The 1730-nt window shown below is 74.3% G+C and carries 1 protein-coding gene; it reads left to right on the top strand.

From position 1 onward, the window contains the following. Positions 1-34: 34 nt before the first annotated feature. Positions 35-1730 (top strand): glycoside hydrolase domain-containing protein (locus ABZ885_RS40595; RefSeq protein WP_360200149.1); only part of this gene is annotated, 1696 nt, incomplete at its 3' end.

The raw sequence follows: 1730 nt of genomic DNA, 5'->3' as shown, positions 1-1730 counted from the left end.
CATCGGGTGGGGGCCCGCTCCGGCGCACGTGGTCGTGGAGGATCCCGCGGGCTACGTCAACGCGTACGTCGGAACCCGGGCGGACGCCCCGGACCGGGGGCACGGCGGGGGTGCCGGCAACACGTTCCCCGGTGCGTCGGCCCCGTTCGGCATGGTCCAGTGGAGTCCCGACACCGTCACCTACCAGCACGGCGGCTACGCCTACGACGACCCGCGGCTGAGCGGCTTCAGCCTCACCCACATCTCCGGGGCGGGCTGCAGTGACTACGGGACCACCCCGTTCATGCCCGTCCTCGACGGTACGCCCGTGCCCTTCACCGGGTTCTCGCACGCCGACGAGCGGATCGCCCCGGGCTCGTACGGCGTCACCCTCGCCAACGGGATCGGGGCCGAACTCGCCGTCACCCAGCGGTCCGGCATCGCGCGCTTCACGTACCCGGCCGGGCACACCGCCTCGCTCACCGTCGACGCGGGCCGGGCCTTCAACGCGGCGTCCGGGGAGATCACCGTCGCGGGCAACACCATCTCCGGCCACACCGACAGCGGCGGCTTCTGCGGCACCGGCAACCGCTACCGGGTGTACTTCCACGCGGAGTTCGACCACCCCTTCAGCCACGTGGGCCTCGGCGGCGCCGATGCCGAGCCCGTCGGCCCCGGCGTTTCCGGCGCCCGCACCGCCACCGGTCACAGCACAGGCGTCACGCGGAAGGACGCCCACGGCACCGGGCCGGAGAGCGCCGGCCCCGGGAGCACCGGACCGGAGAACGCCGGGCCGGAGAACGCCGAGCCCGAGAACGCCCACGCCGCAGGCCCGGCGGACGGCCAGCGCCAGGCGCGGAGCGCGTCGTACGGTGAGCGGCCGCTCGACGCCTCCGGCGCCCAGGCCGTGGTCTCCTTCGACACCGGCGCGGACCGGGTGGTCACCGCCCGGGTCGGGATCTCCTTCGTCAGCGCCGACGGCGCCCGCGCCAACCTGGAGGCCGAGCAGCACGGCGCCGGGCTTGACGAGGTCCGCGACGCCGCCCGGGCGTGGTGGAACGCCCTCCTGGGCCGCATCGCCGTCGCCGGCGGCACCCCCACCCAGCGGCGCGTGCTCTACACGGCGCTCTACCACTCGATGCTCCACCCGAGCGTGCTGAGCGACACCGACGGCCGCTACCCGGGCTTCGACGGGCAGCTCCGCACTACCCGCCCCGGCCGGGTCCGGTACGCCGACTACTCCGGCTGGGACGTCTACCGCTCCCAGATCCAGCTGGTCGCGCTGATCGCGCCCCACGAGGCCGCCGACATCGCCGAATCGATCGTCGACCAGGCCGTCACCGCCGGCTACTTCGACCGCTGGACACTGGCCAACGGCGGTACCGGCGTCATGGTCGGCGACCCGCTGCCCGTCATGGCCGCCACCGTGCACGCCTTCGGCGGCACCGGTTTCGACGCCCGCCGGCTGCTGCGCCTCGCCCTCGACGGAAGCCGCGACGAGCGCGAGCGTCCCGGGCACGAGCCGTACGACACGCTGGGCTACATCCCGGCCGACACCTGGAGCGTCTGGGGTCCCGCCGCCACCACCCTGGAGTACACCACCGCGGACTTCGCCCTCGCCCAACTCGCCGCCCGACTGGGCGACTCCGCCACCCACACCGCTCTGCTGCAACGGTCCGCCAACTGGCGCGGCCTCTGCATCGGCATCGCCTACGGCCTCAGCTTCGGCATCCTGCGCGCCGTCGACTGGG

Origin of the sequence: Kitasatospora sp. NPDC047058 (genome assembly GCF_040643935.1) — a bacterium.
Taxonomy (GTDB): Bacteria; Actinomycetota; Actinomycetes; order Streptomycetales; family Streptomycetaceae; genus Kitasatospora.
Note: the sequence above shows the minus strand (reverse complement) of the source record. Positions and strands in the feature narration are given on the sequence as shown.